This is a genomic window from Pontibacter sp. E15-1, from assembly GCF_022601975.1.
Lineage (GTDB): Bacteria > Bacteroidota > Bacteroidia > Cytophagales > Hymenobacteraceae > Pontibacter.
Window position 1 is genome coordinate 255930 of the sequence record NZ_JAKVIR010000003.1, and the last position, 8990, is coordinate 264919.

4 protein-coding genes are annotated in these 8990 nt (G+C 51.1%); all 4 read left to right on the forward strand.

The genetic code is table 11. The annotated features are described in order from the left end of the window. The first annotated feature begins 508 nt into the window (after positions 1-508). Positions 509-1345 carry a two-component regulator propeller domain-containing protein gene (locus MKJ04_RS03715; protein WP_241639513.1) on the forward strand — a complete coding sequence of 279 codons (837 nt, stop codon included), beginning with the start codon at positions 509-511 and terminating at the stop codon, positions 1343-1345. After that, positions 1281-4628 carry an ATP-binding protein gene (locus MKJ04_RS03720; protein WP_241639514.1) on the forward strand — a complete coding sequence of 1116 codons (3348 nt, stop codon included), beginning with the start codon at positions 1281-1283 and terminating at the stop codon, positions 4626-4628. Before MKJ04_RS03715 ends, MKJ04_RS03720 begins: the two co-directional genes overlap by 65 nt. A 575-nt stretch (positions 4629-5203) precedes the next feature. Then, a complete protein-coding gene (locus MKJ04_RS03725; protein ID WP_241639515.1) occupies positions 5204-7309 on the forward strand; it encodes a glycosyl hydrolase 53 family protein in 2106 nt (701 codons plus the stop codon). Positions 7310-8339: 1030 nt separating this feature from the next. Further along, a complete protein-coding gene (locus tag MKJ04_RS03730) occupies positions 8340-8888 on the forward strand; it encodes a carboxypeptidase-like regulatory domain-containing protein (RefSeq protein ID WP_241639516.1) in 549 nt (182 codons plus the stop codon). Positions 8889-8990: the final 102 nt, after the last annotated feature.

An 8990-nucleotide genomic window follows, 5' to 3' on the forward strand; every position in this document is an offset into this window, starting at 1 on the left:
GTTTTGTGTGGCGGGAATCGGCGTGCTACGGAAGCTCGGAGAGGGCGAATACGGGGAACTTCCTGGTAAACAGCGCTTTTAGAGTAGTACGCATTTCATTTTAAAAAGTAAATTTAGCGCCGGTGCCACCAAAAGCTGTCCTGATCAGGTATAGCTATTGATCACATATTGCCTGCTGCACATCGCATCAAGCAGTAGTATACCCCTTGTTAGAGGAAGTAGGTGCTTCCCCGACTGAAAGCCTGCCCCTATCTTCTAAAATAGCAATTCCCCCGCCTCTCAAACTCCTCTCATAGCATCTGCCGCTGCCAGCGTGCGGCCCATAAACTGTGCAGAACAGCGGCTATTATCCTGGGTCTGATTATTTTGACTTTCCGTTTAACTGTTTTACCCGTGCCAAACAAGGCACTATACAATCATTTTTTGCTATCTTAGCTAGTTGGGCATCCAATGACGTGTTTTTGTGAATGCCATATCCTCCAATATTTTAACTGACCCAGCCCTGTCCATGATAAAAGGAGACCTTATTTTTAAGCGGGGAAGCGGCCTGACAACCAGAATCCTGGTACTCATGATGGCCTTCCTGACGCCGTCTCCTTTTGCACAAGTACTTCTTGCGCAGAACCCGCAAAGCTTCATCACCATCGACAAGCTGAAGAACCTGACAGGCGAGTCCGTCACCAGCATTATTCAGGACAAGGAGGGCTTTATATGGATCGGGACCAAAAGTGGGCTGATCCGTTACGATGGCTATACCCAAAAGGTCTTTAGCAGGAGCTCCAGTGGGCTCAGCAACGACGATGTGTCTGCCGTTTACATTGATTCGAAGGACAGGATGTGGGTTGGCACCATCGATGGGTTAAGCTTGTTCAATCGCAAAACGGACCGGTTTACCAATTTTAGGTATAGCCCAAACCTGGCATCAACACTCTCCTCCAAAGAGATAAACACTGTGTTCGAAGACTCCGGCCATACGATCTGGATTGGCACTGAAAAAGGGCTTAACAGGTTTGTTGAAGCGGACAGTTCCTTTGTCAGGTATGCGCACAAGAAATCTGATTCCCCGTCATTAAACTATGGCAGTGTAAAGAGTATTTTTGAGGATACACACAAAAAGCTCTGGATCGGCACGTTTGGGGGCGGCCTGCTAGAGTTTGACAGAGAAAAAGAGGAATTCCGATTCCCTCGATTAACCACTTCCTCCAAAGACGCGAACTCCCTGCGCTACATCAATGTCATCAGGGCCCTGAATACGGAAGAGTTGTTGTTGGGTACGTCCAATGAAGGATTGCTCATCTTCAACCCGGGCACAAGCCAGGTCAGGCCTTTTTTTTGCACCCGATGAAGCGTATAGCGCCATTTCTATCGTCAGGGCGATCCACACGGATGAGAAAGGCAATATATGGGTTGGAACAGACGGCCAGGGGCTCCTTAAAGTCAGCAGTTATACCTCCGGCACTCCCAGGGTTGAGCAATACGTTAAGAATACGCAGAATCAGTATTCGCTCTCGAGCAACGCCGTGTATGCCGTGTTTGCCGACGCGGAACTCAACATCTGGATTGGCACCGCCTGGAACGGCGTAAACGTGATTGAGCGGCAGGAGCCCCACATCCAGCATTTCTACAGTGATTTTAAGGGCAACAACCCCTCTCCTGTGCTCGCCATCTACAAAGACGACGAAAGCATGTGGTTCGGGACAGACGGTTTCGGGTTAAACGTATACCATACGGCCTCCTCTAAAGTGTCGAGCCTCGCCCCGGAAAAACTTGGCCGGGATTATGTGCAGCTGATCCGCCAGCGCCCGGACGGAAGCTACTTTGTTGGCACCTTTGCAAACGGGCTTTTCCTACTCGACCCGCAGGCAGGCGTTTCAGACCATTTTAGGTATAAGCCCGATGATCCGGCCTCGCTGAGCTACAACGATGTCAGGGATATTGTGGAAGAAGCGAGCGGCAATGCCTGGGTGGCGACGTGGGGCGGTGGCTTGTGCTACTTCGATAACGCCTCCCGCAAATTCCTCCGCTTCCGGAAAAACGAGAACGACCCGCATTCCCTTAAAAGCGATAACGTAACCGCGTTGGCAGAAGAGGCGGACGGCGCTATATGGGTCGGCACTTTCGGCGGCGGCTTACACCTCTTCGATACCAGCACCCGGAAATTCTCTCATTTCAATATTCCGGGCAAGAGAGGCATTCCGTTTTCGACGCTTAACATTATAAGCCTTCTGAAAGATACTCACGGCTATTTGTGGATTGGCACCTGGGGGCAAGGCCTTTTCAGGCTGCATACCCAAAGCCGTGAGATCACCCACTTTAGCGACAAAGACGGTTTGCGCGAGAAAGCGATTACCGCTCTGGTGGAAGACGAAGAGGGAAACATCTGGCTAAGCACAAAGAATGGGATCCTCGCGTTTAACCATGCTACCGGGAGATTCAAAAAATACACCCAGTTAAATGGCGGGTACCATATAAACGCCGTGTACAAGGCTGACGGTGACCTGGATTTCGGCGGAAACGAAGGAGTGGTGTCCTTCAACCCAAGGAAAATCCAGCTGACGGACAGCACTCCGGCTGTTAAATTTACGGGCCTTAAACTCTTTAACAACGACGTGAAAGCAGGGGCTGCAGACCATATCCTGGACAAGAACATCGTAGAGGAGGATTTTATAGAGCTGAAGCACAACCACTCCCTCATCACGTTTGAGTTTACGGCCCTGGATTTCCCTTTTGCCAACCATGAGTACGCGATCAAGCTGGAGAACTTTGATGAGGATTGGCGGGAAATAGGCAAGCAGCATGATGCGACCTTCACAAACCTGGCACCCGGAGACTACACATTCAAGGTAAAAGCCCGCGTGCCGGGCGGAGAATGGGGCGACACCTACAAGCAGATACGGGTACTGGTGCATAAGCCCTTCTGGAAGACATGGTGGGCTTATCTGCTTTACATCATCTTTTCCGGCTTCCTGTTATACCTGTTTTACCGCTACACAATTCACCTCGAAAACCTGAAAAACAACCTGCGGCTGGAGAAAGTGAAGCGGGAAAAAGAGCAGGAACTGAACGAGCTGAAACTGCGGTTGTTCACCGATGTGTCGCATGAAATCCGAACACCTGTCACCCTGATCATGGGCAACATCAACAGGCTGCTAAAGGAGAAAGAAGATACCAGGAAAGAAGAAGCCGTTTATGAGCTAAAGAAAAACGGCTCTCATTTGCTGCAACTGGTAAACGAGCTGCTCGATTTCAGAAGGATTGATGCAAAAGGGGTTAAGCTACAAGCATCAGAAAACGACTTTGTTAGCTTCGTGGAGGAGATTTTCCTGTCGTTTAGCACACATGCCGAGAACCTGCATATCGACTACAGGTTCTCGGCTACCCAAGACACGGCACCGCTCTGGTTCGATAAAGAACAGATGGAGAAAGTGGTTTACAACCTGCTCTCCAACGCTTTTAAGTTTACAGATGCCGGCGGCACTATTCAGGTAGGGGTTGTACTGAACGAGCTGAACGTGGAGTTGGTGGTGCAGGACACCGGAAAAGGCATTTCGGAATCTAAGCTGAACAAGATATTCAAGCGCTTTTACCAGAGCGAGAACAACGCACAGGTTGCAGAGGAGGGTTTTGGCATCGGTTTGTCAATCGTCAAAAATGTCGTGAAGCTGCATCATGGAAAAGTTTTCGTGGAAAGCGCCCCCGGAAGCGGAAGCACGTTCACGGTGAAGCTTCCACGGGGCGAAAGTCATCTCACGACCTCGCAAAAGGTTCAGGAAAGGGATGCGCACGAAAACCTCCATTACTATACCGAGGGCAGCACCAGCGAAAAGGAAGATCAGTTGCTGGCGAAGGCGTTCTCTGATGCCACAGTGCTTGTGGTGGAAGACAACGCAGACATCCGGCGATATATGGTTCAGCTGCTGCAGCCCTTGTTCCAGGTAATAGAAGCAAGTAACGGGGCAGAGGCCTATGCACAAGCCATCGCCAAAACCCCCGACCTGATTATAAGCGATGTGATGATGCCTGAAAAGGATGGGATTGCCCTCACCAAAGATCTTAAAGGCGATGTCAGGACCAGCCATATACCCATCATCCTGCTTACTGCCAGAACCTCGTTTATCTATAAAAAGAAGGGGCTGGAGACTGGGGCCGACGATTACGTGACCAAACCGTTCAGCGAGGCCCTGCTGCTGAGGCGTGTCGTGAACCTGCTCAAAAACAGAAAGCTCGTACAGGAAAAGTTTCAGATAGAGGCCCTGACAGAGCCGCAGCACCTTGCCCTCGATACCCCCGATCAGAAGTTCCTGGCTGAGCTGACGGACATCCTGGAAAGCAACCTGGACAACGAAGCACTGAATGCGGAGTTTATCTCCAGGGAAATCGGCATCAGCCACTCGGTGGTATACAAAAAGGTAAAGGCGCTCACGGGCTTCACGCTGGTCGAGTTCATCCGGGATTTCAGGTTGCGCAGGGCCGGGCAGTTGCTCAAGGAATGTCCGATGTCCGTAACTGATGTCTGCTTCATGGTCGGTTTCGCTGACCGGAAGTACTTCAGCCAGATCTTTAAAAAGAAGTATGGCGTCACTCCTTCTGAGTATAGCAAAGGCATGCCACTTAATCCTGTTGTATAGGCCCGGCTTAACTTGTACTTTTTAAGGGTATAGCTTTGTGCCTACCCTGTTGAAAAATGTCACAAAACGCGCTGTTGCATCAGGTTCCTTTTCTGCTATATGTTGGTATATATAAGTAAGTGGTCACTATAAAGCCTTTACGACTGATGCCTTAGCCGAGGCAGGATAGCACGGCAAGAAAGCCATACATGCAAAAGAAGCGCGATTTGCTTTTACACCCCCTCATTTAAGCCAAAATATGTGAGTACTCCCTCATTTTCAGTTCCGCAACGATTTTGCCCTACCTGCAAAACGGAAAATTCACCCCTCTTTCCAGCGCCTTGCCGCTAACTTGCGCTTAGTAAGCAACCCATAGGAAACGTGCTGTTTGCCATCTTTCAGGAGATAACATATTTCAGAGCGCCGGGGCTGGGAGCCAGAGCCCGATGCGTTAGCTCCTAAAGTTGATGGTTAGCTGACTTGGTGAAACGCGCAGTGGTTTTACCAAGTCAGCTAACCTGAAATAGTACCTGCTGATGAACAATTAAGTGTTCACAGGTTTTTGACATTTTTTCACTTCATACCTTACTAAGCTTATGAGAAGATTATTACTGTTCTTTTTTGCCTGCACCTTCGCGTTTACCGCTGCCGGCCAGGACTTTTTCTATGGCAACGATCTCTCGTACGCCAACCAAATGGAGGATTGCGGGGCTGTTTTCAAGGAAGCAGGCGTGCCGAAAGACGTGTATCAGATATTTGCCGACCAGGGCACCAACCTGGTGCGGGTAAGGCTGTGGGTGGACCCCACCTGGCAGAACTCCCTGGAGCAGCCTGCAGGCGTAAAGCTGCAGTACAGCGACTTCGAGGATGTGAAAGAGACGATCCGGCGGGCCAAGGCCGCGGGCATGAAGGTGATGCTGGGGCTGCATTATTCCGACATTTGGGCAGACCCAGGGCGCCAGCTTATACCTGCGCGCTGGCTGGACCGGGCCAACGACACAGAAGCCCTCAGTCAGGCCGTGTACGATTATACCGTGGAGGTGCTGCAAACCCTGAACGCTGAAGGGCTGATGCCCGACATTGTAAAGGTAGGCAACGAGACCAACGGCGGCATCCTTTACCATACCAGCACCAATGCCAACCACGAGGCAACCGGGAGCGTGAGTGCCAACTGGACGCGCCATGCGGCGCTTTTCAACGCCGGCATCCGTGCCGTGCGGGCGGTGGGGGCCACCGCTACCATCAACCCTAAAATAGCCCTGCATTACTCTGGCCTGAACAACCTGAAAGCCTGGTATCAGAATGCCATCAACTACGGTGTGACCGACTTCGACATCATTGGCTTTTCGTACTACTACAGCTGGCATGGCGGCAGCATCGGTGCCCTGGGCCAAACGGTGCAGGATATGGTAACCAGCTTCCCTGCGTATCAGGTAGCGGTAGTGGAGACGGGTTATTTGTGGACCACCGAGAACTTCGACACCAGCGGCAACATCATCGACACCCCGGACCCGGCCTACCTGCCCGTGTCGCCGGAGAAGCAGCTGGAGTACATGGTGGACTTTACCCGCCAGGTGAAAGCCTCAGGCGGCTCAGGTGTGATTTTCTGGGAGCCGGCCTGGGTTTCCACCCCGTGCCGCACCCCCTGGGGGCAGGGCTCCTCGCACGACCATGTGGCTTTCTTCGATCCGGTAAACAACAACTTTATAGAAAACGGCGGTGGTCGCTGGACCAACGCCAGCTTCTATGCGCCCCAGCCTGACAAGCAGGTGACCTTTAAGGTGGATATGACCGGGGCGGATGCCTCTAAAGGAGTATTCGTGACCGGAGACTTTGACGGCCCCAACTGGCAGATACGCCCCATGACGCATTTGGGAAACAACATTTACAGCTGGTCCACCACGCTGCCAGCCACGGCCGCAGGGGGCTACTATTTCCTGAATGGCCCCGACTGGGCAAACCGCGAAACAGTGCCTGCCGCCTGCGCCACCATGTGGAATAAGGACCGGGGGTATAATGTTGCACAAAGCACGGAGTTTGCCTTTAAGTGGGCCTCCTGCGACCCGATTGTGCCGGCGACGGTGCCCATTACGTTTAAAGTGAGCATGCAAAATTCGGGTGTAAACACTGCTAACGGCGTCTACCTGGTAGGGGAGGTGAATGACTGGACCTTTACGCCTATGACACATGAAGGGAACCAGATTTATAGCACCACTTTGAGCTTGAAACCGGGTGAGTCCAAAGCTTACTATTATATTACCAACAACAGCTGGGACAACTACATGCAATACCGCGAAACTGTGCCGACTGCCTGTGCCGAAAGCAATGGCGTAGACAGACTGCTGCGGGTTCCTAACGCAGCGGCTACCGTGGGCTTTAAGTGGAGCTCCTGCGAGGCCATTGGCGCGACACTCACGGCGAGCCCCGCCAAAAAGAAGGCGATAGGAGCTGGTGCGGCATCTGTTTATCCCAATCCGACCTCCGGGCAGGTAATGATAAGCCTTCCGACGCACAGCAAAGGGTTAAAAGTTGTGGTATTGAACACTGCCGGCCAGCAGGTCTTCCTGCGCGACCACCTTCGGACAGATGCCTCCGGTCAGCTATCTGTCGGGTTGACGGACCTTCCGGCGGGCCTTTTCCTGATCAGGGTGTTCAGCGAAGGGCGCAGCATCGTGAATCAGCGGCTCGTTATCCAGAAATAGCTAGGCCAGAAGCGGGAGCAGGAAGTGCCTGCGCGTAGCAAAGCTTTTGTTCCCGCTTTTTTAAAAACATACCCCCTGATAAGGCAGCATAAGTAACGCCACTAAGTTTAGCAAACGGTGGTGTTTGTGTATGGCTTTTGCAAAAGTTGGCTGGTGCGCGTCGCAAACGTGGGCCAGCCAATTTCTGTATAGGGCTGATGCTATACCCCTATACCATTAAATTCAGGATAATTCTTTCTTGCCTGAACCTCTAGGGCAGACTTACAGGTGGGTATAACGGCGTTTTATAATGAGTCTATTGTATAATGGGGCATGTTGGCGCAACGGGCCGCTCCTGCAAACGGTGGCTCATACCCGCCAACCTCAACTTGTTGGACTTTGGAGGCATATAGAACACAGGCTGGCTGTTGCTTTTGACCATCGCTATAGCTTATAGAAAGATAAATAAGCCCCAAAAGGCAATCCATGTGTTCAGGACGGGACAATCTTCTGAACGTATGGATTGCCTTTTTTGAAATACGCCCGGCAAGAGATGCGGAAGATTTTCAGGAGGGTATAAAACGCTGCTGCGATTTAAGTGATACTTAAAAGGTGTCGCAACAACGGTATGAAGGTGCATCATACAGGCATGATGCCTTTGACTTGCACACCTTTTGTCTCGGGTGTTTAAAAACGTGAGTACTTGCTCATTTTTGGCCTTACAACGAATTTAGCCCCCCTCTTAAACTAAAAATTCGACATGTCCGGCAGGCCCTCTGCCTACTTTTACAAAAAGCGAAAGGAATGAGAAAATTGATTTTCAAGAGACACATGGTAGGTGGCCTGCTGATCCTGATGGCCTTGCTGTTCTTTTACCTCCTGTAACCCTCAGAGAAGCACCGAACCGGATAGGAACGCTTCCCTCATCTGATGATTATCTGGAACCGCCGCAGCAGAACACTTTGATAAAATGAAAGCAAAGCAAACGGAAACACAAAACAACACCTTATATCACTTTACCAATAGAGAGAAATAATCTAAACTTTAATGTATGACTAATTTATTACGCAAAGAAAATCGATTCGCACTGCACAATTGGCTGGGCCAGCACATGGCTTACCTGTTGCTGCTGGTAGCGGCTGTAACGTATGCAGGCAGCAATCCGGCATACGCCCAGCAGGCAACTGTTACGGGCACTGTTACCGATGCGGGAGGGGACCCGCTACCCGGTGCGACAGTGGTAGTTAAGGGCACCACTAATGGTGTGACCACCAGTGGAAACGGCGCGTTTACATTGAGCGTACCAAACAGGACTGGCGTACTGGTTGTCTCGTTTTTGGGCTTCACGACGAAAGAAGTTCCTTTGAACGGGCAAAGCACCGTGAACATTAGCCTGGGGACAGACGCAAAAGCGTTGGAGGAAGTAGTTATAATCGGGTATGGCTCACAAAAAAGAAGTGACGTTACCGGTGCCCTTTCTTCGGTGTCCGCAAAGGAGATCAAAGACCAGCCCGTTGCCCGGGTGGATCAGGCGCTGCAAGGTAAAGCTGCAGGCGTGGTCATTCAGAATAACAATGCGGCTCCTAAGAAGCTGTTTTAAAACCTATTAAGCCCTTTTTAACATTATAGAGATCATCGCCAAATAGACCATGCTCTGGGCATTGACTCTGTCTTTCTCATAGTCTTTGCTCAGGCGTCTTGC

Bases quoted from the DNA above. Each gene is read 5' to 3' on its own strand.
- MKJ04_RS03720 (WP_241639514.1), top strand. From the start codon at position 1,281: ATGAAGGATTGCTCATCTTCAACCCGGGCACAAGCCAGGTCAGGCCTT.
- MKJ04_RS03715 (WP_241639513.1), top strand. From the start codon at position 509: ATGATAAAAGGAGACCTTATTTTTAAGCGGGGAAGCGGCCTGACAACC.
- MKJ04_RS03730 (WP_241639516.1), top strand. From the start codon at position 8,340: ATGACTAATTTATTACGCAAAGAAAATCGATTCGCACTGCACAATTGG.
- MKJ04_RS03725 (WP_241639515.1), top strand. From the start codon at position 5,204: ATGAGAAGATTATTACTGTTCTTTTTTGCCTGCACCTTCGCGTTTACC.